Origin of the sequence: Bacteroides sp. AN502(2024) (assembly GCF_041227145.1) — a bacterium.
Classification (GTDB): Bacteria; Bacteroidota; Bacteroidia; order Bacteroidales; family Bacteroidaceae; genus Bacteroides.
This window is the reverse complement of the sequence record NZ_JBGFSP010000003.1, coordinates 1,482,623-1,507,965: the sequence shown is the minus strand read 5'-3', so window position 1 is coordinate 1,507,965 and position 25,343 is coordinate 1,482,623. Positions and strand designations below refer to the sequence as shown.

At 44.1% G+C, this 25,343-nt stretch carries 21 protein-coding genes; 17 read left to right on the top strand and 4 right to left on the bottom strand.

All coding sequences use genetic code 11. The annotated features are described in order from the left end of the window. The first annotated feature begins 5 nt into the window (after window positions 1–5). Genes AB9N12_RS05870 through AB9N12_RS05860 form a run of 3 tightly spaced genes read left to right on the top strand, consistent with a single transcriptional unit; the run spans window position 6 to window position 6,198 of the window. A complete protein-coding gene (locus tag AB9N12_RS05870) occupies window positions 6–3,095 on the top strand; it encodes a SusC/RagA family TonB-linked outer membrane protein (protein ID WP_369890503.1) in 3,090 nt (1,029 codons plus the stop codon). A gap of 14 nt (window positions 3,096–3,109) precedes the next feature. Beyond that, window positions 3,110–5,158: a RagB/SusD family nutrient uptake outer membrane protein gene (locus tag AB9N12_RS05865; RefSeq protein WP_369890501.1), complete on the top strand. Its 2,049-nt coding sequence runs from the start codon at window positions 3,110–3,112 to the stop codon at window positions 5,156–5,158. A 20-nt stretch (window positions 5,159–5,178) separates the two neighbouring features. Next, on the top strand, window positions 5,179–6,198 hold the full coding sequence (locus AB9N12_RS05860; protein ID WP_369890499.1) for a DUF4973 domain-containing protein: 1,020 nt from the start codon (window positions 5,179–5,181) through the stop codon (window positions 6,196–6,198). Window positions 6,199–6,494: 296 nt separating this feature from the next. Here the strand turns inward: AB9N12_RS05860 and AB9N12_RS05855 are convergent, their stop codons facing one another. Then, the gene (locus AB9N12_RS05855; protein ID WP_369890497.1) at window positions 6,495–9,056 is read right to left on the bottom strand and encodes a hypothetical protein; all 2,562 of its coding nucleotides are present in this window, start codon (window positions 9,054–9,056) and stop codon (window positions 6,495–6,497) included. 229 nt (window positions 9,057–9,285) lie between these two features. Between AB9N12_RS05855 and AB9N12_RS05850 the strand changes: the two genes are divergently transcribed. The 4 genes from AB9N12_RS05850 to AB9N12_RS05835 are packed head-to-tail and all read left to right on the top strand — an operon-like array spanning window position 9,286 to window position 15,117. Further along, window positions 9,286–10,878 carry an arylsulfatase gene (locus AB9N12_RS05850; protein ID WP_369890495.1) on the top strand — a complete coding sequence of 531 codons (1,593 nt, stop codon included), beginning with the start codon at window positions 9,286–9,288 and terminating at the stop codon, window positions 10,876–10,878. 18 nt (window positions 10,879–10,896) lie between these two features. Continuing rightward, complete coding sequence (locus AB9N12_RS05845) at window positions 10,897–12,267, top strand: sulfatase (RefSeq protein WP_369890493.1); 1,371 nt, start codon at window positions 10,897–10,899, stop codon at window positions 12,265–12,267. Window positions 12,268–12,323: 56 nt separating this feature from the next. Next, on the top strand, window positions 12,324–13,700 hold the full coding sequence (locus tag AB9N12_RS05840) for an arylsulfatase (RefSeq protein WP_369890491.1): 1,377 nt from the start codon (window positions 12,324–12,326) through the stop codon (window positions 13,698–13,700). A 34-nt stretch (window positions 13,701–13,734) separates the two neighbouring features. Then, window positions 13,735–15,117 (top strand): sulfatase, encoded by a 1,383-nt coding sequence (locus AB9N12_RS05835; RefSeq protein ID WP_369890489.1) that lies wholly within the window; start codon window positions 13,735–13,737, stop codon window positions 15,115–15,117. Between the two features lie 175 nt (window positions 15,118–15,292). Here AB9N12_RS05835 and AB9N12_RS05830 read toward each other — a convergent pair whose 3' ends face one another. After that, complete coding sequence (locus AB9N12_RS05830; protein ID WP_369890487.1) at window positions 15,293–17,107, bottom strand: glycoside hydrolase family 2 protein; 1,815 nt, start codon at window positions 17,105–17,107, stop codon at window positions 15,293–15,295. 349 nt (window positions 17,108–17,456) lie between these two features. Between AB9N12_RS05830 and AB9N12_RS05825 the strand changes: the two genes are divergently transcribed. From AB9N12_RS05825 to AB9N12_RS05805, 5 genes are all read left to right on the top strand, one after another. Next, complete coding sequence (locus tag AB9N12_RS05825) at window positions 17,457–17,810, top strand: hypothetical protein (protein WP_369890485.1); 354 nt, start codon at window positions 17,457–17,459, stop codon at window positions 17,808–17,810. Between the two features lie 291 nt (window positions 17,811–18,101). After that, the gene (locus AB9N12_RS05820) at window positions 18,102–19,334 is read left to right on the top strand and encodes a tyrosine-type recombinase/integrase (RefSeq protein WP_369890482.1); all 1,233 of its coding nucleotides are present in this window, start codon (window positions 18,102–18,104) and stop codon (window positions 19,332–19,334) included. A 41-nt stretch (window positions 19,335–19,375) separates the two neighbouring features. Beyond that, the gene (locus tag AB9N12_RS05815; protein ID WP_369890480.1) at window positions 19,376–20,602 is read left to right on the top strand and encodes a tyrosine-type recombinase/integrase; all 1,227 of its coding nucleotides are present in this window, start codon (window positions 19,376–19,378) and stop codon (window positions 20,600–20,602) included. Window positions 20,603–20,623: 21 nt separating this feature from the next. Next, the gene (locus AB9N12_RS05810) at window positions 20,624–20,998 is read left to right on the top strand and encodes a hypothetical protein (RefSeq protein WP_369890478.1); all 375 of its coding nucleotides are present in this window, start codon (window positions 20,624–20,626) and stop codon (window positions 20,996–20,998) included. Beyond that, window positions 20,986–21,165 carry a hypothetical protein gene (locus AB9N12_RS05805; protein ID WP_369890476.1) on the top strand — a complete coding sequence of 60 codons (180 nt, stop codon included), beginning with the start codon at window positions 20,986–20,988 and terminating at the stop codon, window positions 21,163–21,165. The genes AB9N12_RS05810 and AB9N12_RS05805 overlap by 13 nt, the downstream gene beginning before the upstream one ends. A 186-nt stretch (window positions 21,166–21,351) precedes the next feature. On the opposite strand, the gene AB9N12_RS05800 is transcribed toward AB9N12_RS05805, so the two are convergent. Continuing rightward, window positions 21,352–21,657 carry a helix-turn-helix domain-containing protein gene (locus AB9N12_RS05800; protein WP_117815081.1) on the bottom strand — a complete coding sequence of 102 codons (306 nt, stop codon included), beginning with the start codon at window positions 21,655–21,657 and terminating at the stop codon, window positions 21,352–21,354. A gap of 48 nt (window positions 21,658–21,705) precedes the next feature. Then, entirely contained in the window at window positions 21,706–22,017 is a 312-nt protein-coding gene (locus AB9N12_RS05795) for a helix-turn-helix domain-containing protein (RefSeq protein WP_369890473.1), read from the bottom strand. Window positions 22,018–22,083: 66 nt separating this feature from the next. Between AB9N12_RS05795 and AB9N12_RS05790 the strand changes: the two genes are divergently transcribed. The 5 genes from AB9N12_RS05790 (at window position 22,084) to AB9N12_RS05770 (ending at window position 25,342) form a co-directional block, all read left to right on the top strand. Next, window positions 22,084–22,377 carry a hypothetical protein gene (locus AB9N12_RS05790; RefSeq protein ID WP_369890471.1) on the top strand — a complete coding sequence of 98 codons (294 nt, stop codon included), beginning with the start codon at window positions 22,084–22,086 and terminating at the stop codon, window positions 22,375–22,377. Window positions 22,378–22,604: 227 nt separating this feature from the next. Further along, a complete protein-coding gene (locus tag AB9N12_RS05785; protein WP_369890469.1) occupies window positions 22,605–23,162 on the top strand; it encodes a DUF3408 domain-containing protein in 558 nt (185 codons plus the stop codon). Between the two features lie 208 nt (window positions 23,163–23,370). Continuing rightward, window positions 23,371–23,748, top strand: coding sequence for a plasmid mobilization relaxosome protein MobC (gene mobC, locus AB9N12_RS05780; RefSeq protein ID WP_369890467.1), 378 nt, complete (start codon window positions 23,371–23,373; stop codon window positions 23,746–23,748). Continuing rightward, window positions 23,745–24,671 (top strand): relaxase/mobilization nuclease domain-containing protein, encoded by a 927-nt coding sequence (locus AB9N12_RS05775; protein WP_369890465.1) that lies wholly within the window; start codon window positions 23,745–23,747, stop codon window positions 24,669–24,671. The genes mobC and AB9N12_RS05775 overlap by 4 nt, the downstream gene beginning before the upstream one ends. 2 nt (window positions 24,672–24,673) lie before the next feature. After that, a complete protein-coding gene (locus tag AB9N12_RS05770) occupies window positions 24,674–25,342 on the top strand; it encodes a hypothetical protein (protein ID WP_369890463.1) in 669 nt (222 codons plus the stop codon). Window position 25,343: the final 1 nt, after the last annotated feature.

Here is a 25,343-nt window from a genome sequence, read left to right as displayed (position 1 = left end):
AACACATGAGAATAAAAGAATTTATTACGATTTGCCTGTTATTAGTCTCTGTTTCCCTTTTTGCTCAAGAGAAGACGATTGAGGTAACAGGAGTCGTGACGGACACGAATAAAGAACCATTGGTTGGTGTCAATGTAACAGTGAAAGATAAACCAGGTTTGGGAGCGATAACAGATATCAACGGGCGTTACAAAATTAAAATTGAGGAATTTTCTCGTTTGGTATTTTCGTATATTGGTTTTGATACGCAAGAGATGTTGGTGAAACGCCAGAGTTTGGTAAATATATCGATGAAAGAAACGGAGGCTAGGGAAATTGATGAGGTTGTAATTACAGGAACTGGAGCACAGAGAAAATTGACAGTGACAGGTGCAGTGACGAATGTAGATGTAGAAGTACTAAAGTCAAATCCTTCAGCAAATCTTTCTAATGCATTAGCTGGAAATGTATCAGGTGTTCTTGCTATGCAGACTTCCGGACAACCAGGTGTGAATACTTCAGAATTCTGGATCCGTGGTATATCTACTTTTGGTGCTAACAGCTCTGCATTGGTTCTCGTTGATGGTTTCGAACGCGATTTGGATGAAATCAATATTGAAGATATTGAATCTTTTACTGTGTTGAAAGATGCTTCTACAACAGCTATTTATGGTCCTCGTGGTGCTAATGGTGTAGTGTTGATTACTACTAAACATGGTAAAGAAGGTAAGATCAAGATCAATGCTAAAGTGGAGACCTCTTATAATGCACGTACTATTACACCGGAATTTGCGGACGGCTATAGTTACGCCATGTTGATGAATGAAGCACAGATTACTCGTAATCAAGAGAGAATTTATCAAGATGATGAAATGGAACTCCTGCGATTGGGACTTGATCCGGATTTATATCCGAATGTAGACTGGATGGATGTGTTGTTGAAAGACGGAGCCATGACTTATCGTGCCAATTTGAATATGAGTGGCGGTGGTAGTACAGCACGTTATTTCGTATCGTTGAGTTATGTGAATGAAGAAGGAATGTACAAAACGGATGATGCTATGCGTGAGGATTATAATACTAATCCTAGCAGTCAGCGTTGGAATTATCGTTTGAATACAGATATTGATGTAACAAAGACTACTCTTGTAAAAGTGGGTGTATCCGGTTCATTAAAGAAGCGTAATGCACCGGGACAAGGTTCTAATGTATGGACTTCATTAATGGGGCAGAATCCGGTCAGTATTCCTGTCATGTATTCTAATGGTTATATTCCTGCACACGGGGTAGAAGATAATCGTAAGAATCCTTGGGTACTTGCCACACAGACTGGATATAAAGAAATCTGGAATAATAAAATTCAGACAAATATATCTTTGGAGCAAAAGCTGGACTTTATTACCAAAGGTTTGCGTTTTGAAGGTCGCTTTGGATTTGATACGAACAATCAGAGTGAAATAAACCGGATAAGAATGCCGGAAACCTGGCGCGCCCAAAGAGAACGCGATGATGCCGGAAACCTGATCTTCAAGCAACAAAGTGCCGAGAAACCGATGGAACAGACTAGTTCCTCTACCGGTGAGCGCCGTGAATTTTTAGAAGCCTATCTGCAATATAATCGTGCATTTCATGCACATCATATAGGTGGGACATTGAAATATAGTCAGGATGCTTACCGAACTACAGTCGATATTGGAACAGACGTAAAAAATGGTATTGCCAAGCGTCACATGGGATTGGCGGGGCGTGCTAGTTATAACTGGAATTATCGTTATTTTGCCGACTTCAATTTTGGCTATAATGGTTCAGAAAATTTTGCTGACGGACATCGTTTCGGCTTTTTCCCCGCTTTTTCTTTGGCTTGGAACATAGCGGAAGAGAAGTTTGTTAAGAAACATCTGAAATGGATGAATATGTTCAAATTACGTTACTCCTATGGTAAGGTTGGTAATGATAAGATGGACGTACGTTTCCCTTACTTGTATACTATCAAGGATGATGGGAGTGGCTGGACTTGGAGTGATTATGGCTCTCCGGACAATGTATATACGGGAATGATGTATACGCAGTTGGCCTCCAACAATGTCACTTGGGAAATTGCAACCAAGCACGATGCGGGTGTGGACCTATCCTTATTCAATGATAAAGTTACGGCTACTGTAGACTATTTCCATGAGCAGCGTGATGGCATCTATATGGAACGTAAATATCTACCGGGTATTGTGGGAGTGAATAGTAATCCGAAAGCCAATGTCGGCAGTGTTCTGTCGAAAGGTTTTGACGGTAACTTTGCTTACAAGCAAAAGATAGGAAAGGTCAATCTGACAGTTCGCGGTAATTTTACTTACAGCAAAAACGAGATTTTGGAGAAAGATGAAATGAATGCGGTTTACCCTTATCAAAAGGAGGCTGGGTACCGGGTGAATCAGGCAAAGGGGCTAATTGCTGTGGGACTGTTCAAGGATTACGATGATATACGCAATAGTCCTCAGCAGACTGTATGGGGAAAAGTACAACCGGGTGATATCAAATATAAAGATGTCAATGGAGATGGTGTTGTTAATGACGGAGACAGAGTGGCTGTTGGTGCGACAACTAAGCCGAATTTAATTTATGGTTTTGGTATCTCTGCACAATGGAAAGGTGTCGATTTCAATGCACATTTCCAAGGGGCAGGCAAGTCTTCGTTTTTTATTGATGGTCCTACTGTATATGCCTTTAGTGGTAGTCAGTGGGGAAATGTTCTGACGAATTTGGTGCGAGATCGCTATGTTGATGCGGAAACTGCAGTCACATTGGGCATTCCGGCCAATGAGAATCCGAACGCTTCGTATCCGAGACTTAGCTATGGAGGAAATGATAATAACTATAGAGCTTCCACTTTCTGGCTCAGAGACGGTTCTTATTTGCGCTTGAAAACATTGGAAGTTGGTTATACCTTACCGAAATCAATCGTGAGCAAGATGCGGTTTAGCAAAATACGCGTATTTTTTATCGGTACAAACCTCTTGACGTTTGCCAAATTTAAAGAATGGGATCCGGAAATGGGAAGTACTAACGGAGAGAAGTATCCGCTTGCCAAGACATTTACTTTAGGATTGACTGTAAATATCTAATTAAATACATGAAGATGAGAAATATATATAAACTGTATATTGGCGTTGTGTTGAGTGTGATTACTGTCGCTTGTACGGATAAACTCGACTCAGACAAATATTTCAAAGATCGTCGGTCTTTGGAGGATGTGTTCACTGATAAGGAAAACACAGAAGAATGGTTGGCACATGCCTACTCCTTTTTGAATGGATACAATTTAGAAGTATCTATGATGTTGAATACCATTACTAATTTTGCTGATGATATCTACTTCGGAGGTAATAGTCTGGATGAGTATAAGACATTCAAAACCGGTACTTATGATGAAGGCTACCGACATTCGTGGAATGAAAGTTATAAAGGTATCCGCCAGGCCTCTATCTTCATTCAAAATATTGATATGAACACGGAGTTTACCGAAGAGGAGAGGGCGGATTTGAAGGCACAAGCACGTTTTGTTCGTGCTTATTATTATTGGTTATTGTTGCGCAAATACGGTCCTGTACCTTTGCTGCCCGATGAGGGAGTGGATTATACTTCTAGTTATGATGATTTGGCCATTCAGCGTAGTTCATATGATAAATGTGTGGAATACATTGAGTCGGAAATGCTTTTAGCTGCCAAGGACTTGCCTTTGATTCGGGCTATTAATCAGGGGGCGCGTCCTACACGCGGAGCGGCATTGGCGGCTCGTGCCAGGGCGTTGTTGTATTCGGCAAGTCCTATCAATAATCCACGTCCGGATGATGCTGATAAGTTTTCGGATATGGTAGACTACGATGGAAATTGTTTAATGTCTCAAGAGTACAATGAATATAAGTGGGCAAAAGCAGCGGCAGCGGCCAGAGATGTAATGGAACTACCGGGAGAAAATAACGGACATCGTTATGAACTTTATTACAAAAAGGCTACTAACATTGCCGAACCCGGCTATCCTGCTACCATTCCTCCTTATCAGGATGGCGACTTTTCAAAAAAGACATGGAACGAAGGTGGTTATAGCGATATCGATCCTTACGAATCTTATCGATCGGTTTTCAACGGTGCATTAGCGATGTATCAGAATCCGGAATTGATTTTCAGCCGTGGACGTAACCAAGGGGGGAACAGTCTGGTTGAAATGGTGAGACTTCAAATGCCGAGAACATTGGGTAATGGAAGCAACGCTTATGGTATGACATTAAAGATGTGTGACGCTTACTATATGTATGATGGCTCGGAGTTTAACCGCCAAACCTTTTTGGATACCTGTCAGGTTGGAAAACGTTTTGTGACCAAGAAGGAAGGAGAAGCAGGAACGTATCCTCATTTAAAGAAGGGGGTGTGGAAAGAGTATGCATGGCGTGAGCCTCGTTTCTACGCTTCTGTTTCGTTTAATGGTTGCGTATGGCCTTTACTGAAAAATGCAGAGACGGTTGATTATAAGAATGACGTTGAGAAACAAGTCAACTATTATTATGGTATCAATACTGACGGTTTCTCTGGTACTGGTGTTTATTTGCGATCTGGGATCGGTATCATGAAGTATGTGCATCCGGACGATACGAATCGTAAGGAAATCAAAGCGAAAGCAGAACCTGCCATTCGTTTTGCCGAAATTCTGTTGATCTACGCTGAAGCTTTGAATGAACTGGAAGATGGAGCTTCATACGACATTCCATCATGGGATGGCTCTACTAGTTATACTATTAGGCGTGACATTAATGAAATGAAAAAAGGTATCAGGGATGTACGTCGTCGTGCAGGTGTTCCCGATTATACAATGGCAGAATATCAAGACCGGGATGTATTTCGTAAGAAATTGAAACGTGAACGTCAGATTGAATTTATGGGTGAAGGGCAGCGTTATTTCGATTTACGTAGATGGAAAGATGCAGAAGTGGAAGAATCCAAGAAAAATTATGGATGCAATTTCTATATGTCGGATACAGAGGAACAGAGAGAACAATTCTATACGCCAATTGAAATTGCAGACTTGCCAACTGCTTTCTCGCGTAAACTCTATTTTTGGCCTATCAGCCACGATGAGTTGAAACGTAATAAACGGTTAACGCAGAACCCGGGATGGACGTACAATGATTAATCTCCTAATAAGAATATGATATGAAGAGTATATATATTTATTTCAGTTTATTGGCTGTCGTCGTTTTGGGAACCGCTTGTAATAATGAGTGGGAAGATGAGCAGTATGAACAATATGTATCTTTCAAAGCCCCTATCACTTCAGGAGGCGATGGGGTTACTACCATTTATGTCAGATATAAGGACAATGGAAAGGTGACTTATCAGTTACCTATCATTGTCAGTGGCTCTACAGTGAATGGACAAGATAGAGATATACATATAGCAGTGGATAAAGACACATTGAAAACGCTGAATATCGAACGTTTTAGTCTTTATCGTCCGGAATTGTGGTATACGGAAATGGAGGAAGACAAATATGAATTCCCTGAAACAGTACATATTCCTGCCGGTTCGTGTGTAGAACAATTAAATATAGATTTCAATTTACAAGGTATTGATATGTTGGAAAAGTGGGTTTTACCATTAACTGTTATTGATGATGAACCATCTGATTATCAAAGACATCCACGCAAGAACTATGCAAAAGCTTTGTTGAAGGTAGTACCTTTTAATGATTATTCCGGTTCGTACACGGCTTCTTCTATGAAAGTGTACACTTATATAAATGGTAAGCCTGATACTAATGCAAGAACGACGAATAAGCGTACAGCATATGTGATAGATAACAATTCCGTATTCTTTTATGCTGGTCTGATTAATGAAGACATGGATAAGGATATACGTAAGAAATACAAAATCAATGTACGCTTCAAAGAAGATGGGACATTGGATATGAAGCCGGACGATCCCAATAACGAAATGCAGTTCAAACTGATAGGGGTGCCTATCTATAGCAAGACATCGATTATGGATGCTACACGTCCATATTTGGAACGTCGCTACGTTCAAATTATGTTTGAATATGATTTCCAAGATTTTACCTATGGTGGAAGTGCTGCGGAAGTCATTCCTATCAAATATAGGGTAGAAGGAAGCATGACGTTGCAACGGAATATTAATACCCAGATTCCGGATGAGGATCAGCAAATTGAATGGTAATTCTATAATAAATAGAAATGGGGCTGTCTAACAGATCTCAGTATTTAGAAGTCATCCCTGCCAAACCATATTCTGGCAGGGATGAAGTCGTGAAAATAGGACTTGTTAGACAGCCTCATTTGCTTATAATAGATTGTGATTAACTGCTCCGATCTTTATTTACCTGTTTCCTTTTTTAATGGAAAAAGCAGCTAATAAGAAGTGTGAGCAAAACGATCAAGCTCTGTCAATCTCACGTGCTTTTTAGTGTGTAAGCTATATATTACCGGATGTATAGGGCTACGCTACAATAAGAGCTATTGTTCCGTTTGTCCGATTGTAGAATATTTCACACTTCCTATTTGCCCATCCTTACTCATTGTTTCCGCCTGAATAATCACAGGAGTGGAATATTGGTTATTATAACATTCAATCACAGCTTTCCCATTTTCATCTGTCCGTACAGCCGGATTCCAGTATAGTGTCCGCCTTTTGTCTACTTTGTCCATATACAATTCTTGGGTCGGGTAGGCGGGCGAATAATGTTCCAGTGCATGCGTATATCCCTGAATAACTGTTTGCCGGGTACCGAGTACGGCACTTTGGCTTTTGTTTAAAACATCACGTCTGGGTAGAGGAATCAGGTAGAAGACACTGTATTTATCCAGTTTGCTGATGTCAACTCCTGCACTATCCGTAACTTCGGACATTTTGGTGTTTTGGATAATATCGTCATCAACACCTCCGGTTCCTTTGCTGATGATGATAGAAGCTAATCCATCCACTTCGGTCAGCATCATTTGAGTTTCTGTTTCGGACAAAATGTGATTATCCATGATATAGCAGATCGGTTTCTGCCGATATGTAAGCTTGTCGTTGCTACGGTCCCAATCAAATTGTGGGCTTAACTTTTCCATTAATTCCGGAATCGTTGTGACAATCTTTCCGTTGTCACGTAATAAATCTACAGAACGGCGTACATCGTAATAAGCGTCAATGCTCTTTTCATTGATTTTAGTAGCCATGTTACTGCTTTGCCGACGTTTACTTTTTATTTCCACTTCATCCAAGACATAAAGTCCTTCTACCTTCCGAATGGAATCCATATAGAGAGAATCAAAATTTTCAGCTTTCTGTTGCCAGTAAGTCAGGTCTCTCCATTCAGGGTGAAGTTCTTTGTAACTATAGGCTCGGGGGGCAGGTGAAAAATTACGGTCGATCAGAATGGATGCATCCTTGTTGCGCTCTTTACCGACTTTCCGGGTTTGGATCACTGCTTCCGTGATTCCTTCAAAGTCTTCTACCGGAATGCTGAAACGGCCATTTTCATCGGTCACGGTTCCTCCGGTAATAAATTGGTCATCTTTCTTCACTAGCACACTAAGCGCTATATCTTTCAGCTTATTTTTGAGGATCGTTGATTTCACCTGCCCGTTCAACACTAATTGAGCCTCCGGTAACTGCAACGGAGTGAAAGGGGCAGTAGAAATGACTTGGCTCATATCATATTTACGCCATCCGTGCACCATCAATAAAATATCCAATTCCGTTTGCTTCCGGGGAGACGGTGATGCAAAATAATAACCGGGCTGATGGATATATCCTTTTAAATCAGATGTTAACAGCAAATCAGTGAAGATATTATTGTCATACTCCAGATAATCTGACCGGACGGCATCCCGGATACTGACCGATACGTCTCCCGATATCGGTTCTCCTTTGGCATTCTTTACCTGTAATTCACAACGAATAGGAGCGTAAGGAGCATACACTTCTTTCAATCCTTCCGCAGATAGTTGCAGAGGAGCACGTGGATAAGAAAAGACAAAACGTTCGCATAATGTATTGCCGGCCCGATTGATGAGGCTGACTTGCAGTACGCCTGCCGGTAGTTTACGGGTAGGCAGAATAAACTCCTGTGGAGTGTCTGCCTGGCAATTAATCAATTGATGAACATACGGCCGCCCTTGATGGCTGATAAATACAGCCAATGTATCTTGAGGAGTAGCGGCATTACAGGATACTTTTACTAAAAGGGCGCCGGCATTGTTGACAGTGCTCAATACATACCCGTTAGGCAACGCCTGTGGAAGAGTAAATTCATATTTTTTTCCTTGGAAGTTGACTTTGGCAATAGCCGGTTGTGCAGAAGGCGTATATTTAAAATGCCCCATTCCATCGTGTAAAGTTTCGAAAGAAGTGATTTCTGTTCCTTCTTTGGTATAGATCGTTCCTGTTAATTCTATATTCCCTTCATTTTTACTCTCCGCCTTGAAAGCCACTTGTGAAGTCACTCCTTCCACTAATTGTCCTCCTTCGGGGAAAAAACGCACACTCAACTTCTCCTTTGTTTCCGACGGACGGTTCTCCATCGACGAACTAAGTTCGTAAGTCGTGATACTACGTTCCGGCTTATCACTATTCGTCAGTTGATAAATAGGGAAAGTACGTGAGAAATACTGCGGCTCATTGAAAGCAAGCATCCAGCGGGTATAGGCACGTACCTCATAATAGCCGGATAGCATAGAACGGGGAAGAACGAATTGTCCGTTTCCTTTTCCTTGCGTCAGTTTGATGATTTGTTTATCTGTTATATTTCCTGTTTGATCTACTAATTCCACGTACAGAGGACGACTGATCAGACTGAAAGTCTGCTGTTCGGCAAGAGTGACATAAGCTTTAAACCAGATAGTGTCACCGACATAATAACTCGTGTTGTCAAAATGCAAATATGCTTTCTCCCGCGGAAAGTTGTTGGCAAATGTTTGTGCCTGATTCATGTATTGCCGGAATACAACTTTGGCAGGAGGAACTTCTCCCCATGCTATTGCCAATGATAAGCAAAAAGAAAGAAAAATGGGAACTCGTTTGTTTTTCATTTCAGTAGGTTTTTAACTAGAATACAAAGTTAGAATATGTTGACTTAAAAATAGAGAACTTATTGTTCAATAAAGGAAAGAATTTATTCAGGACAGAAATAAATGTTTGTGGAAGCGTTGTACGTTCATTTTGTATCATATATACCTGATTTTGTCCTTTATTGATTAGCATTTTTCCTTCCTTTTCCATAAACTTTTCTACTTTTGTTTTCAGATAATTGATAATACTATGATAAAGCAGAACGTCTTAATGACTGCCCCCTTATTGATGGCATCGTTTTGTTCGGCACAAGAGAAACCGAATGTCGTATTGATTATGGTAGATGATATGGGTTATTCCGATATCGGCTGCTATGGTGGAGAAATATTAACTCCTAATATTGATGCGTTGGCATCCAAAGGAGTGCGTTTTACACAATTCTATAACACTTCGCGTTCTTGTCCCGCTCGAGCTAGTTTAATGACAGGATTATATCAGCACCAGGCGGGTATCGGGCAGATGTCCGAAGATCCGTTTAATCAACCCAATCAAAAGAGCCCGAACGACTGGGGAGTGCCGGGATATAAAGGGTTTTTGAACCGGAACTGCGTCACGATAGCTGAAGTGCTGAAAGAAAGCGGTTATCATACTTATATGGCTGGTAAATGGCATTTGGGAATGCATGGAAAAGAAAAGTGGCCCTTGCAACGGGGATTTGAACGGTTTTATGGGATTTTGGCTGGTGCTTGCAGTTATCTCCGCCCATCGGGAGGACGGGGCTTGACTCTTGATAACACGAAACTTCCGGTACCGGAAGCTCCTTATTATACAACGGACGCATTTACTGATTATGCAATCCGCTTCGTTGATGAACAGAAAGACGACAAACCATTCTTCCTTTATTTAGCCTTTAACGCTCCCCACTGGCCGTTGCAGGCAAAAGAAGAAGACATTCAAAAGTTCACGAAGATCTATCGTGAGAAAGGGTGGGATGAAATTCGTGAAGCGAGACGGAAACGAATGATCAAGCTGGGTATTATCGAACTGAATACAGAGTTTGCCGAATGGGAAAATCGGAAATGGGATGAATTGACGGAACAGGAGAAAGATAAAGTAGCCTATCGGATGGCAGTTTATGCGGCACAGGTGCATTGTGTAGATTATAATGTAGGAAAATTGCTGGATTACTTGAAAAAGAATCGTAAACTGGATAACACACTTGTCATGTTTCTATCCGACAACGGTGCTTGTGCCGAACCTTATGCTGAATTGGGAGGCGGAAAAGTTTCTGAAATCAACGATCCGGCTTGTAGCGTATTCCCTTCTTACGGAAGAGCATGGGCACAGGTATCCAATACTCCGTTCCGGAAATATAAATGCCGTTCTTATGAAGGGGGTATTTCCACTCCTCTCATCGTGTCGTGGAAAAGCAATCTGAAGAACAAAAAAGGAGAATGGTGTCGTGTTCCCGGTTATCTGCCGGACATCATGCCGACAATTCTGGAAGCTACAGGAGCCGCCTATCCGGAAACTTATCATGGTGGGAACAAAATATATCCATTGGTAGGCAGCAGCCTTTTTCCTGCTATTCGGAAAACAACAGACTCTTTGCATGAATATATGTATTGGGAACATCAAAACAATAGAGCGATCCGCTGGGGTAACTGGAAAGCGATTCGCGACGAGAAAGGAAAAGAATGGGAACTGTATGATGTGGTTAAAGACCGGACTGAACGTACGAATCTGGCGGAACAGCACCCTGAAGTACTTACGAAACTGGTTACTGAATGGGAGAGATGGGCGAATGCCAACTTTGTATTACCTAAGCGTCCGAAGAAATAAATAAGGGAGGAATACAACATGAATAAATTGTTATTAAGTGCTTCCTTAGTTTGGGGAGTTACCAGCCTGTCTTTTGCGCAGCAAACGAAAAAAACTAACTTTGTTTTGTTTATAGCTGACGACTGTTCTCATTATGATTTGGGCTGTTATGGAAGTGTCGATTCGAAAACTCCGAATATCGACCACTTTGCCACACAGGGAGTACGTTTCACGCAAGCCTATCAGGCTGTTCCGATGTCATCGCCTACCCGGCATAATTTATATACAGGCGTATGGCCTGTACGCAGCGGAGCTTACCCCAATCATACTTGTGCCAATGAAGGAACATTGAGCGTTATACATCACCTGCAACCGTTGGGTTATAAAGTCGCATTGATCGGAAAATCGCATATTGCCCCGAAATCAGTATTTCCTTTCGACCTTTATGTACCTTCTTTGAAAGGTGGGGAGTTGAATTTTGAAGCAATTCAGAAATTTATTTCCGATTGCAAGGTGAAAGGCGAACCTTTCTGTCTGTTTGTAGCCTCCAATCAACCGCATACTCCCTGGAATAAAGGAGATGCCTCCCAATTTAATGCGGACAAACTGACGCTGCCTCCTATGTATGTAGATATTCCCCAGACACGCGAGTTGTTTACTCATTATCTGGCAGAGATCAATTTTATGGATCAGGAATTCGGCAACGTCCTTTCTATCCTGGATCAGGAAAAAATGACAGATAAATCGATTGTTGTTTATTTGAGCGAGCAAGGCAACAGCCTGCCTTTTGCCAAATGGACTTGTTATGATGCGGGGGTACACTCTGCCTGTATCGTTCGCTGGCCGGGAGTCGTTAAGCCTGGAAGCGTAAGTGACGCATTGGTGGAATATATAGATATTGTCCCAACTTTTGTTGACATAGCAGGAGGAAAACCGCAGGCGAAAGTAGATGGCGAAAGCTTCAAACCTGTGCTGACAGGCAAGAAGAAAGCACACAAAAAATATTCTTTCTCCCTTCAGACCACGAGAGGCATCAATGCCGGATCGCCTTATTATGGAATCCGTTCGGTATACGATGGTCGATACAGATATATTGTCAATCTCACCCCGGAAGCTACTTTCCGGAACGTTGAAACGAAATCACCTCTGTTTAAAGAGTGGAAAAGTTTGGCAGAAACAGATAATCATGCAAAAGCGGTGACAACTAAATACCAGCATCGTCCTGCAATCGAATTGTATGATGTGAAGAACGACCCGTACTGCATGAATAGTTTGGCGGAAGACGCGAAACAAGCTTCTACTATCAGCCGCCTGGCTAAAGAGCTGAAACGCTGGATGAAGGATTGTGGAGACGAAGGACAACCTACCGAAATGCGTGCCTTCGAACACATGCCGGGAAAGAGAAAATAAGTCGTCACACATCAATATGAATAAAAACATAGAATGTTGTTTACAAATCGTATATTATGAAAAAAGAGTTTTTGGGTTTGCTTTGTGGATGTACTCTGCTTCCGGCATTTCTTCATGCGCAGACAGAGCGTCCTAATATTGTGATTGTATTGGCCGATGATTTAGGTTGGGGAGATGTAGGCTTTCATGGTAGTGAAATCAAGACTCCCTATTTGGATGCTTTGGTGGGCGAAGGCGTTGAACTCAAACGATTTTACACTTCCCCCATCAGTACGCCTACTCGTGCGGGGCTGATGACGGGGCGTTACCCGAACCGGTTTGGTGTCCGTTCGGCTGTTATTCCGCCCTGGCGTGAAGACGGTCTGGATGAGAATGAAGAAACGATGGCTGATATGCTGGCACGTAATGGATATAAGAACAGAGCCATTATTGGTAAATGGCATTTGGGACATTCCAAGAAAGTACATTATCCGATGAATAGAGGCTTTTCACATTTTTATGGTCATCTGAATGGTGCGATAGATTATTTCGACTTGACGCGTGAAGGCGAGTTAGATTGGCACAACGACTGGGAAACCTGCTATGATAAAGGATATTCCACCGAACTGATTACCAAAGAAGCCATCCGCTGCATCGATGCTTACGAGAAAGAAGGGCCATTTATGTTATATGTAGCCTACAACGCGCCTCATACTCCCCTACAAGCACAGGAAAAAGATATCAAACTTTATTGTGATAACTTCGACAACCTGACACCGAGAGAACAGAAAAAAGTGACTTACAGTGCAATGGTTTCCTGTATGGACAGGGGGATCGGTGCTATTGTAGATGCCTTGAAGAAGAAAGGAATTATGGATAACACATTCTTTATCTTCTTTAGTGATAACGGTACTGCCGGTGTTCCGGGATCCTCATCGGGATCTTTACGCGGACATAAATTTGACGAGTGGGACGGAGGGGTGCATGCACCGGCTGTTCTCTACTGGAAGAAGGCGGAGAAGCAATATAAGAACTTGAGTTCACAAGTGACGGGTTTTGTTGACCTTGTTCCTACATTGAAAGACTTGGTCGGGGATAACAGTCGTCCGAAACGCGAATATGACGGTATCAGCATCCTTCCTGTATTAAACGGTAAAAAGACCTGTATCGACCGCGATTTTTATCTGGGACACGGAGCAGTAGTCAATAAAGATTATAAACTGATAAGAAAAGGTATGAAACCGGGGCTGGATTTGAAACAGGATTTCCTGGTTGATTATAAAACTGATCCTTACGAAAAGAAAAACGCCAGTGCAGGAAATGAGAAGATTGTAAAGGCCCTGCATCAGGTTGCCGTAAAATATGATACCATTACTCCTTGTATACCGGAGGTTCCATACGGTAAAGGTCGTGACGGATTCAGGGCTCCTAAAGAATGGAAAGTAGTACGTTGAATCTGTTAACCCTATAATTTGAATATAATACAAGATGGAAAAATCAATGATTAGCATGTGTCTCTTAGGCGGATTGGCGATAGGGAACGGGGTTGCCCAAACTCCTTTGAAGCCTAATATATTATTAATCATAGCCGATGACTGTTCCTATTACGATATAGGCTGTTTCGGAGCTGTCAACAACAAGACTCCTCATATAGACGCATTGGCTCAACAGGGGATAAAGTTCAACAGTGCGTATAATTCTGTTTCGATGAGTACGCCTACCCGGCATTGTGTTTATACAGGTATGTATCCGATGCATCATGGAGGTTATGCAAACCATAGTTCGGTCAATGCTGATGTAAAGTCTCTTCCCACTTATCTGGGAAAACTTGGCTATCGGGTTGGATTGGCCGGAAAATGGCATATCAGGCCTTTGGCTAACTTCCCCTTCGAAAAAGTACCGGGATTTCCTGAAGGATGTACAAGTACAAACACTGACTATCATACCAAAGGTATCGAAAAGTTTATGGAACGTGATGCTTCCCAACCTTTCTGTCTTGTCTTAGCCTCTATCAATTCGCATGCTCCCTGGACAGGCGGTGACGCTTCTGTCTTCGACCGGAAGAAACTTCAGTTGCCGGCACAGTTTATTGACACGGAAGTAACACGTGAATACTATGCCAGATATTTGGCGGAAGTCGGTTTGCTTGACCAACAGGTGGGCGACGCTATGCAGATTCTGAAAGATAAGAATTTATTGCAGAACACCCTTGTCATTTTCATTTCTGAACAGGGTACGCAATTTGCTGGAGCTAAATGGACCAATTGGAGTGCAGGTGTTAAGTCGGCAATGATTGCTTCTTGGCCCGGTATTATTAGACCTGGTACAGAAACTTCTGTCATCGTGCAATATGAAGACCTTCTTCCTACGTTTATCGATGTTGCAGGCGGAGAGATTCCTGATGTGATAGACGGAAAGAGTTTGCTGGATGTGTTTCAGGGGAAAACAAAGACACACCATAAATATGCTTACCATGTCCACAACAATGTTCCTGAAGGTCCGGCGTATCCGATCCGTTCTATTTCAGACGGACATTATCGTCTAATTTGGAACTTGACTCCTGAGGAAACATACGTAGAAAAGCATATTGAAAGGGCAGAATGGTATCTCTCCTGGAAAGCACAGGACACGGATCAGGCACACAAGATCATGAACCGTTATAAGAACCGTCCCGAATTCGAGTTATATGATATAAAGAAAGATCCGTTTGAGATGAATAATCTGGCAGATGTGAAGAAATATAGTAAGAAAAAAGCCGAACTGACGATGGAATTGCAAAAATGGATGAAGCAACAAAATGATTCTGGAGCTGATAAAGACCGTCCACGTACTCTTAAGAATAAGCAGAAGAAAAAGTTTCATTTGCAGTAATTTGCATTTTGATAGGTCATTCCGATCGTTCCACTGAAGTGGTATGATCTGTTCATGGGAATGAAAGTGTTCACTAGAGTGGAATGAAAGAGATGTCAAAATGGAAAAACAGCACCCTGAATAGACTGTCAGAGGTGCTGTTTTTAGGTTCATAAAGAAAAGAGTATTATTTTAATTATTTATTCAGAGAGTTGCAGATTTTCCGGTTGATTTCTCTGATCTTGGCTTCATTCATTTTGATTACTTTCCGATCATAAGTCATCAGACCGTTGATTTCACCTTCTACGTCTGTTGTCTGGGTATATACGGCAGCAGAGAATCCTTTTTGGATTAATTCCAACAGATGGTTGCCATATTTAATGTATTCGTTGGTTACTGCGTCCGATGTATTGAACTTCACATAGCCCCAGTTTTTCTTGTCATTCACCCAAGTGTTTCTTTCTATTACGAGGCCGATACCTCCATATTCGCCCAATACGGTAGCACGTCTCGGATCGTAAAGGAACATGTTCGGACCCGGATAGTGGTGAAGGTCGAGAATATCGCCACAAGTGTAATGGTTACCGCCACTGGCAGGATTTACCAAGCGGCTGGGATCGTATTCTTTGGTCCATGCTACGATTTCCGGAGTCTTGAATTGTCCCCATGCTTCGTTGAAAGGTACCCATACAGCGATACTCGGATAAGAATACAGGTAGTCGATGATTTCTTTCCATTCTTTGCGGTAGTTTGCTTCGGAAGCAGTAGAGCGAGTCATTTCTGTACCGTTGAAATAGTTGCGGGCTTGCCACTGTGGACTGGGACCACCGCTCGGCATATCTTGCCATACGATCAATCCCAACTGGTCACAATGAGTGTACCAGCGCGCAGGTTCTACTTTAACGTGTTTACGTACCATGTTGTAGCCGAAGTCTTTTGTCTTCTTCAAGTCGTAAACTAGTGCTTCGTCTGTCGGTGCGGTATATAAACCGTCAGGCCACCATCCTTGGTCGAGCGGACCGAATTGGAAGTAGTCCTTGTTGTTCAATTGCAGACGAGTGATGCCATTCTGACCTTTGCGGATAGAATATTTACGCATAGCCGTATAGCTCTTTACTTGGTCTATTGCTTTTCCGTTTTTATACAGAGTCACTTCCATATTGTAGAGGAAAGGAGAGTCCGGAGACCACAGTTTAGCATTAGCAGGCATTGCCAGTTCAACGGGTACTCCATTCAACGCTGCACCTTTGGCTACAAGGCTTTTACCATCGAATACTTTTACTTCCACTTTATCAGCAGAAGCCGTATTGGCGACAACTTCTACCTTAACGGAATTATTGTCAATATCAGGAGTTGTTTTCAGATTAGCGATGTATTGTGCTGCTACCGGTTCCAACCACACTGTTTGCCAGATACCTGTGACCGGAGTGTACCAAATGCCATGTGGGTTTGCTATTTGTTTTCCTCTGGGTTGTTCGCCACGGTCCGAAGGGTCCCATACTTTTACTACCAGGTCATTATTTCCTTTATTAAGTACGGAAGTGATATCGAAATAGAAAGGAGTAAATCCGCCTGTGTGTTCGCCTACTTTTACATCATTCACCCAAACTTCTGCTTTCCAGTCCACTGCTCCGAAGTGCAACAGGACTTGTTTGCCACGCCAGTTGGAAGGTACGTCGAAAGTGCGGTGGTACCACAGTTCCTCTTTCTCATTTATCATTTTGCCTACGCCCGATAGAGACGATTCTACGGCAAAAGGAACAAGAATATCACCTTGGTAAGTAGCGGGCGCAGTGGTACCCTTCTTTGTAATAGCATATTTCCAAAGCCCGTTCAGGTTTTTCCAGTCATTGCGTTCCATGATAGGACGCGGATATTCCGGCAATACATTTTTAGGATCGAGTTGTTCTCCCCACGATGTCTTGATTTTGTCACCGGCAGGTTTCCATTGAGCAAAAGCTGAACAGCATAGAGCCAATGCAAGCAACATTATTAGAAAATTCTTTTTCATGTTCATGGTATAAAAATATAGTTAGTTATTAGATATAAATTCCATTAAAAGGATATTGCAAAGAAAGGGGAATTAAAAGATAATAAATGAAATTTGCCGTTCAAAAAACAATAAATTTTCTTCTTTTTGATCAAGTAATGAGTTTTTTTGCTAATAAAACGGACTATTGACTAATTTTTATTCTTTATTGAACCGCTAGTTTCATGCGATATTGGAAATTATGTACACCTTTGTAATGCCAATATCGGGTAACGAAAATATAATAACTTCAAAAATTTTCTTTATGTGAAATTTTATATATTTTTGCAATAACGATTGTGGTAGCTTATTTATATTTTATCTGATATTTATGCAGGGACATAAACAAAAATATATTGGGGGCTTTGGGATAATAGCCTTTGTTATTACTTCTATATTTTACATGGGTTGTTCAGGTGAAAAAACTTTCGGAAATAAAGAGGAAATAGCTGGGCAAATGTCGCTTGCTCTACAACAGAAGGATATGTCTTGCCAAAAGAAACTGGATCGTATCGATTCTATTCGAAACTTGTTGAATGTGAATGAAAAAGAGATGACAGACGAAGAAAAGTTTCAGATCAATGCAAACTTATATAATGAATTTAAACTCTATTCTTTCGATTCTGCCTTTCATTATGCCACGCAGTTGTGCAAGATAGCTAGTAGCATAGATAGTGCTGGCTGAATGGAATATACACGGCAAAGCAAGGAAAAGCGGATAGGTGAAGATAAAACGTAAACCGTTTGAAATGAGCGAGGTTTCAGTATTTTGCCAAGTAGGGAAAATGCAAAAGATAACGGAATATTGAGGTTATTCAGTTACCAAACCGTTAGCCGTCCAGTTACCGAAACGGAAATAGGTAACGGTCGGCAATGAAAAGAAGTCCTTACCGTTTTGTTTGCACTCATACACAGTGTTTTGCATATCAAGGAACGCTTATATGGCAAGTAAATTTGCACATAAAAATATAAGCGTATGAAAGTAGAAAAATTCAAGGTGCTGCTCTACCTTAAAAAGAGCGGACTGGACAAGTCGGGCAAAGCTCCCATCATGGGACGCATCACCGTGAACCGCACGGTGGCGCAATTCGGATGCAAGCTCTCCTGCACGCCCGGATTGTGGAATCCCCGTGAAAGCCGGCTGAACGGCAAGAGCAAGGAGGCGGTAGAGACCAATGAGAAGATTGAAAAGCTGCTGCTCGCCGTCAATTCCGCATTCGATTCCTTACTGGAGCGCAAACACGAGTTTGACGCGGCTGCGGTCAAGGACATGTTTCAGGGAAGCATGGAAAAGCAGATGACCCTGCTGAAACAGTTTGACCTCATCAACGAGGAACTGAAGTCGCGTGTCGGCATCGACCGTGCCGAGGGAACCTATTCCAAATATTACTATACCCGGCAGATTCTCGCCGAGTTCGTCCGTTGGAAGTTCAAGACGGAGGACATCGCCTTCGGACAGCTTTACGAACGGTTCATCTGGGAATTTCAGGATTATGTGCTGGATGAGAAGAAACAGTCCCTGCAATCCGTGCGTCATTACCTTGCCCTCCTGAAGAAAGTATGCCGCACCGCCTACAAGGAAGGGCATTCCGAACGCAACTTCTTCTGCAATTTCAAGCTGCCCAAACAGGAGCTGAGCGCACCGAAGGCACTCACACGGGAGGAGTTCGTGAAAGTGCGTGACGTGGAAATCTCCGTGCGCCGCCGACCGTCGCTCGCCCTCACCCATGACCTGTTCTTGTTTGCCTGCTATACGGGAACCGCATATGCGGATACCGTTTCCATCACACGGGACAATCTCTGTACCGATGACGACGGCAACCTGTGGCTGAAATACCACCGGAAGAAGAACGAGTACCTCGCCCGTGTAAAACTGCTCCCCGAAGCGATAGCCCTGCTGGAGAAATACAAGGATGATTCACGGGAGACTTTGTTGCCCGTGCAGGAATACAGCGTGCTGAGAGCCAACATGAAAAGCCTCCGTGTACTGGCTGGAATCAAGACTGATATCGTCTATCATGTCGGTCGGCATAGCTTCGCAAGCCTCATTACGCTCGAAGAGGGTGTGCCTATTGAGACCATCAGCCGGATGTTGGGACATACCAATATCCAGACTACCCAGATTTATGCCCGCGTGACCCCTAAAAGGCTCTTTGAGGACATGGACAAGTTCATAGAGGCGACAGAGGATTTGGAACTTGTGCTCTGAATGAATTAGTCTATATTTTGGAATCATTAAAATAACCCATTATGCGAAGTACATTCAAACAACTCTATTACATCAACCGAAACAAGGTGAAGACAGACGGAACGACAGCCGTCTGGTGTAGAATTTCCATTGACGGCAAACAGGCGGTGCTGTCCACCGGCATCTATTGCCGTCCCGACGACTGGAACGGCAGGAAAGGCGAAATCAGGGATGCAAGGACAAACGGACTATTGACACGCTATCGCTTGCATATCGAGAACACATACAATACCATACTCAAGGAGCAGGGTGTCATCAGCGCGGAACTGCTGAAGAATACCATCATTGCGGAGAGTTCCCTGCCAACCACCTTGTTGGAGACGGGCAGGCATGAACTGGAGCGGTTGGAGAAGCGTTCCGTCAAGATAGGGTCACGCTCCACCTACCGGCAGTCCGTCCTCTTTCAGGACTGCCTCAGGCAATATATTGAATCCTCATACGGCATGGCGGATATGCCGCTGGAGGATATAACGGAGCAGTTCGGCAGGGATTACAAGACATTCCTCTTGAAAGAGCTGGGATGTAGCACGGACAAGATGAACAAGTGCCTGTGCTGGCTCAACAGGCTGCTGTATCTTTCCGTGGACAGAGAGATATTGCGTGCCAACCCGATAGAGGACGTGGAATACGAAAAGAAGAACCCTCCACGGTTGAAGCACATCAGCCGCAACGAGCTGAAACGGCTGATGGCGACACCGTTCGAGGACAAGAAGATGGAGCTTGCACGGCGAATGTTCATCTTTTCGAGCTTCACCGGCTTGGCGTATGTGGACGTGTACAAGCTCTATCCGCATCATGTTGGGGAGACAGCGGACGGGCGGAAGTTTATCCGAAAGAAACGCGGCAAGACGAATGTGGAGGCGTTCATTCCGTTGCACCCCGTGGCGGAACGGATACTGTCCCTCTACAACACCACGGACGACACGAAGCCCGTGTTCCCTTTGCCCATCCGTGACATCCTTTGGCATGAGGTGCATTCCATCGGCAACGCGCTGGAGTTCGAGGAGAATCTCTCCCATCACCAAAGTCGGCACACATTCGGGACCCTGTTGATTTCCGCAGGCATTTCGATTGAGAGCATCGCCAAGATGATGGGGCACACGAACATCACCAGTTCCCAAATTTATGCAAAAATCACGGATGACAAGATTTCCAAGGATATGGACAAACTCATGGAGCGCAGGAAATTAGAATCTACCGGTGAAAAGAGAAAGAAGAGCAGCAAATAAACAATGGCAAATAAGTGTATTATGGAAAGAGGAATAATCACAATCAGTGAAACGGGTGTGTTCACAATTCCTACCGCACCCGTATGGATGACCCAGTTTGAGATAGCCGACCTGTTCGGGGTATTTTCGTGTGACATCCGAAAAGCTATTCATGCTATCTACAAGAACAAGGTATTGAACGCAGCTGAAACGATGAAGTATGTCAAGCAAGCCAATGGCATCAGCTATGATGTTTACAGTCTTGAAATGGTTGTAGCCGTTGCATTCAGGATATGCAGTAAGGAGAGTATGGCGTTCAGGCGGTTTGTAATGGATAGAACCTGTGCAAGGATAAAAGGAACACAAGCCATGCTGTTCGTTTCTTGTGGCAGAGGAAACAACCTATGGTATTGTTGAGCTTCATCCCGCCTGTCGCCCGTTTCCGATGCACGGATGCAAAGGTAGTGCGTGGCTTGGGTGGCTGCCGCAAGGTCTGGCGGCAAAGCCGTTCCGGGCAGAATCTTCCTCAAACAGGTTTGAGCGTATTCAGCCCGAAAACCTTGCCGCTGCCTGCCACGCACTGAAAAGGCATCCGGCAACGGAAACAAGCGACTGACGGGAAATCAGAAGAAACGAAAAGAAAGGAATGGCTTACAGACGAAGCGGAATTTGGATGCTTCATCCGTAAGCCGTTTCTTTCTTTTTCCGTCGATTGGACTATTGCTGCCGCAAATTGTGGGCAGACGGCAAACTTCGCTCCTTCAAGAAAATCAGGTGCCCGTCAATCGGTATGCGGGGCGGTAGCTGTCCGACAGCATCCGCTCGATGTCGGATTCCCGGTAAAGGATTTTGCCGCCCAACTGGATGTAGGGTATCCGTCCTTCGTTGCGGTAGTCCTGAAGCGTCCGGCGGCTCACTTTCAAGCGTGCCGACACCTCCTTGTCGGTAAAGAACCGTTCTCCGCCCAAAGTCGGGCGGTAGTTGGCTGTCAGGTGCTCGAAGCCGTCCAACAGGCGGTCGAGGTTGCTCATGAAGTGGATTATCCACTCACTGTTTTTGGTAATCAATTCGTTCATATTACTTCGGATTTAGCGGTTATTGTCATTATATTCTGTTTACTCTATTCATATTGTCCTGCCTTTGAACTTGGCTTCCTTCCGCCTGTCCTCGACAACCGCCACGATACGTTGCACGTCTTCGGGACGGTAATAGGTCTTGTGGTTGATTTGGCTGTATGCCAAAGTTCCATTATCCCGCAGTGTCTGCAACGTGCGCGGGCTGATGTTGAGCATTTGGCACACGTCCTGATTGTCCATCCACTCGTTCATTTTCTTTTCTCCATGCCGATGGCAGATGGCATCCATGCGGTGGACGAAGCGGTCGAACTTGGCGACCATCGCCTCAAAGGTTCTTTTTTCGATAGATACGATTTCCATATACATTAATTTTTTGTTGTTATTTCTCTTTTTGCTGCAAAAAAAAGGGCTAAATTCTATAAAACAATGGCTTCTCTGGAACTGGCAGCATTTGGCACCGATATGGTAGTGGCTGTCCGGATTGTTGCTTGCCGGTTACCTGTGGGCAAGCCAATGTGCCATGATTCCTTCACCACCTTTTTTAGCTGTCATTATTTCTTTTGCCGCAAAGAAAAACAGAATCCGTCACCTAACAATGGACTTTACTATTACCGGCAGCATGTGGCACAGGGTGGTAGAGGTTGGCATCGGTTGGAGGTAGCGTTTATCATCTTAACTCCGAAAATTAGGAAGGTAGCAAGAGCGGGAATAAGGGCTTAATCCAAACTCGGCTGCAATCGCGCCGTTGCCCTTCAGGCTATTCACATCCGGCAAATTGGTGAAGTCTGCACCGATATTTCTACCGTCATATCGCAAAACCATACAAAATTGCCGAACAGAATCCAAGTGCTTGACGGACTGAATTATAGGCAGTTATTTTGCTCCCGACAAACGGTCAACTATGCGCATAAAGACCAACGAGTATTCACTTTAACAAGAAAAAAACAATGAGAAAAAAATTCAAAAACATCGAGAACGATGAAGAGTTCAAGAACTTCAAGTTGGAAGACTACCTGCCTTCCATGAACAGACGTGAGCCGAAGGCAGATACTTCCGTTTCGGGACAAGAAGCTACCGGGGAGGAAGAGACAGCCCTCTTCCCGCCGATGGATGAGCCAGACACATCCTCTATACAGGAGGCGGTATCCAAAGCAATCCGACAGGACAAGCCGGAGGTATGGAAAACTGATTCCGATGATGCCGACGAAGAAGTGGAGGCAGCTGTTACCAAAACGGATGCTCCTGCGGAACGGACGATAGTCAGACGCATCAGCAGCAAGCAGCGCAGGCTGTCGTTGGAGGAGTACCGCACCACCTACCTGCAAGTCCCCAAGATTGCCGACCGCAAGCCCGTGTTCGTCAGCCGTGAGGTGCGTGACGAATTGGACAGGATTGTCCGCTGTCTTGGAGGCAGGGGCATGAGCGTGTCGGGACTGGTCGAGAACCTCGCCCGGCAGCACCTTGCCGCTTACGGGAACGATATTGACCAATGGCGTAAATTGTAGGAATTAAGGCAATATCAACTGGGTGTCTTTGGGGTATCTTTCAGAGTTGCTCTAAATCATCTGTAACGAAGTTTGGAGGAGGCAAGTTTATGTTTCGGGCAGACCGAAACCACTTGCCCCGCTCCAAACCTCGCAGGGAAGGCACATCCCGTTGGTCTATATCCTGTGTAATCATTGTAACCATTAGACAAAACAAAAAATGAGAATCATGCAAAGCGAAAAAATAAAGAATAACGGACGGGAACGGGCAGGAAAAGGCGGCCGTCCCGTCAAGGGTGCTGCCGAGAAATTGAAGTACCGCATCACCGTGAAGATGGCAACGGAGGACTACTACCTGTTGAAGTCCAAGGCGAAGTCGGCAGGAGTTTCAGCCAGCGAGTTCATCCGTGGATGTATCACGGAGGGAGGCGTGAAGGAACGGCTGACAAAGGAGCATGGCGACCTTATCCGCAAACTGTGCGGCATGGCGAACAATCTGAACCAGCTTGCACGGAAGGCGAATGCGGAAGGGTATGCCTCCGTGTTCATGCCCTGCCGCACGCTGATGATAGAGATGGACAACCTTGTAAACCTGATACGCCTATGATAGCCAAAATCATGAAAGGCTCGGACTTCAGGGGCGTGGTTTACTACATCCTGAACGATGAAAAAGGCACTAAAATCATAGGTGCGGACGGCTTGTTTTTAGAAAATAACGACACGATAGCGCAGGGATTCATCGGACAGGCACAGATGAATCCGAGGGTGACAAAGGCTGTCGGGCATATCGCGTTGAGCTTCTCCAAAGAAGATGCACCACGCCTGAACAATGCCGCCATGGCGCAGATAGCCCGTGAGTATATGGAGAGGATGGGCATCAGGGATACGCAGTACATCATCGGGCGGCACTTCGACAGGGAGCATCCGCACGTTCATATAGCGTTCAACCGCATTGACAACAACGGCAAGACCATTTCCGACAGGAACGACCGTTTCCGAAGCGAGCGCATCTGCAAGGAGCTGACCAAGAAGTACGGGCTTCACTTTGCCAACGGCAAGGAACAGGTGAAGATTGACCGACTACGCGAGCCGGACAAAACGAAGTATGAACTGTATCAGATTCTTAAAACGGAGGTTGGCAGGTGTGGTAACTGGAATGTGCTTGTCAATAACTTGAAACGGCAAGGTATTGATGTAGAGTTCAAGTACAAGGGACAGACAAATGAAATCCAAGGTGTCGTATTCTCCATGAACGGCTACCGTTTCAACGGCTCTAAAGTGGACAGACGGCTCAGTTATTCCAAGATTGATGCGGCGTTAAAGCGCAATAATCATGAGGGAAGGCAGATACAAGCCAATCAACAACAAGCTAATCGGGAAGAAATAAGCCCAATCTCAAACAGCGGAAGCGACCTTATTAACGGCTCGTTAGGCTTGTTCACTCCAAGTAATCAACCGGAGGAACAGCCGCCTTACGACCCGTACCTGAGAAACAAGAAAAAGAAAAAACAACGTAAAATCAACTGGTAACTATGGCAGATAACAATGTATTCATCCTCTTTGAGGAAATCAAAACAGCCTTGAAAGGCATAAACGGTAAGTTGGAAGAACTTCCAAGAGTGATAACCAAGCAACCACAAACCGGAAATGACAAGCCGGATTTGTCCCCGATTAAGGATGCGGTAGCGGAAACGGTAAAAGCCCAATTCGAAGAGATTAAGGGTTTGCTGGCAAGGCAGTGGAAAGCATACTCGCAACTTTCCACCCTGACCCTGCACAAACTCGATGCAATCAAGACGCAGGAAGAACAAGGGGAAGAACAAGAGTTGCAACCGCAGGAACATATCCACAAGCATAGTTTCGACATCAAGTCAAGCAAGGTCTTCTCTTTCGTTGTGGGGCTTGGCGTGGTATGCGCCCTATCCCTGTGGGGCAACATCGAGCAATGGCAGTCCAAACGGCAATATGCCGACGATGCGTTGAAGTTCCGTGCCATCCGCTCATGGGGCGGATGCGATGCAGACCGTCTGCTTTGGCTAAATGAGGTGTTCGACATCCAACGGGACGAGAAAGCCATCAAATGGGTGCGGAAGCAGGCAGACGGGTATGACACATCCCTGAAAGCCGTTTCAGACAGCCTGATGCAGGAGGACTTGAAAAGCAAATTCAAGTCCAATGCCAACAACCCTAAATCCGATTGAT

Bases quoted from the DNA above. Each gene is read 5' to 3' on its own strand.
- AB9N12_RS05870 (WP_369890503.1), top strand. From the start codon at position 6: ATGAGAATAAAAGAATTTATTACGATTTGCCTGTTATTAGTCTCTGTT.
- AB9N12_RS05865 (WP_369890501.1), top strand. From the start codon at position 3,110: ATGAGAAATATATATAAACTGTATATTGGCGTTGTGTTGAGTGTGATT.
- AB9N12_RS05860 (WP_369890499.1), top strand. From the start codon at position 5,179: ATGAAGAGTATATATATTTATTTCAGTTTATTGGCTGTCGTCGTTTTG.
- AB9N12_RS05855 (WP_369890497.1), bottom strand. From the start codon at position 9,056: ATGAAAAACAAACGAGTTCCCATTTTTCTTTCTTTTTGCTTATCATTG.
- AB9N12_RS05850 (WP_369890495.1), top strand. From the start codon at position 9,286: ATGATAAAGCAGAACGTCTTAATGACTGCCCCCTTATTGATGGCATCG.
- AB9N12_RS05845 (WP_369890493.1), top strand. From the start codon at position 10,897: ATGAATAAATTGTTATTAAGTGCTTCCTTAGTTTGGGGAGTTACCAGC.
- AB9N12_RS05840 (WP_369890491.1), top strand. From the start codon at position 12,324: ATGAAAAAAGAGTTTTTGGGTTTGCTTTGTGGATGTACTCTGCTTCCG.
- AB9N12_RS05835 (WP_369890489.1), top strand. From the start codon at position 13,735: ATGGAAAAATCAATGATTAGCATGTGTCTCTTAGGCGGATTGGCGATA.
- AB9N12_RS05830 (WP_369890487.1), bottom strand. From the start codon at position 17,107: ATGAAAAAGAATTTTCTAATAATGTTGCTTGCATTGGCTCTATGCTGT.
- AB9N12_RS05825 (WP_369890485.1), top strand. From the start codon at position 17,457: ATGCAGGGACATAAACAAAAATATATTGGGGGCTTTGGGATAATAGCC.
- AB9N12_RS05820 (WP_369890482.1), top strand. From the start codon at position 18,102: ATGAAAGTAGAAAAATTCAAGGTGCTGCTCTACCTTAAAAAGAGCGGA.
- AB9N12_RS05815 (WP_369890480.1), top strand. From the start codon at position 19,376: ATGCGAAGTACATTCAAACAACTCTATTACATCAACCGAAACAAGGTG.
- AB9N12_RS05810 (WP_369890478.1), top strand. From the start codon at position 20,624: ATGGAAAGAGGAATAATCACAATCAGTGAAACGGGTGTGTTCACAATT.
- AB9N12_RS05805 (WP_369890476.1), top strand. From the start codon at position 20,986: ATGGTATTGTTGAGCTTCATCCCGCCTGTCGCCCGTTTCCGATGCACG.
- AB9N12_RS05800 (WP_117815081.1), bottom strand. From the start codon at position 21,657: ATGAACGAATTGATTACCAAAAACAGTGAGTGGATAATCCACTTCATG.
- AB9N12_RS05795 (WP_369890473.1), bottom strand. From the start codon at position 22,017: ATGGAAATCGTATCTATCGAAAAAAGAACCTTTGAGGCGATGGTCGCC.
- AB9N12_RS05790 (WP_369890471.1), top strand. From the start codon at position 22,084: ATGGCTTCTCTGGAACTGGCAGCATTTGGCACCGATATGGTAGTGGCT.
- AB9N12_RS05785 (WP_369890469.1), top strand. From the start codon at position 22,605: ATGAGAAAAAAATTCAAAAACATCGAGAACGATGAAGAGTTCAAGAAC.
- mobC (WP_369890467.1), top strand. From the start codon at position 23,371: ATGCAAAGCGAAAAAATAAAGAATAACGGACGGGAACGGGCAGGAAAA.
- AB9N12_RS05775 (WP_369890465.1), top strand. From the start codon at position 23,745: ATGATAGCCAAAATCATGAAAGGCTCGGACTTCAGGGGCGTGGTTTAC.
- AB9N12_RS05770 (WP_369890463.1), top strand. From the start codon at position 24,674: ATGGCAGATAACAATGTATTCATCCTCTTTGAGGAAATCAAAACAGCC.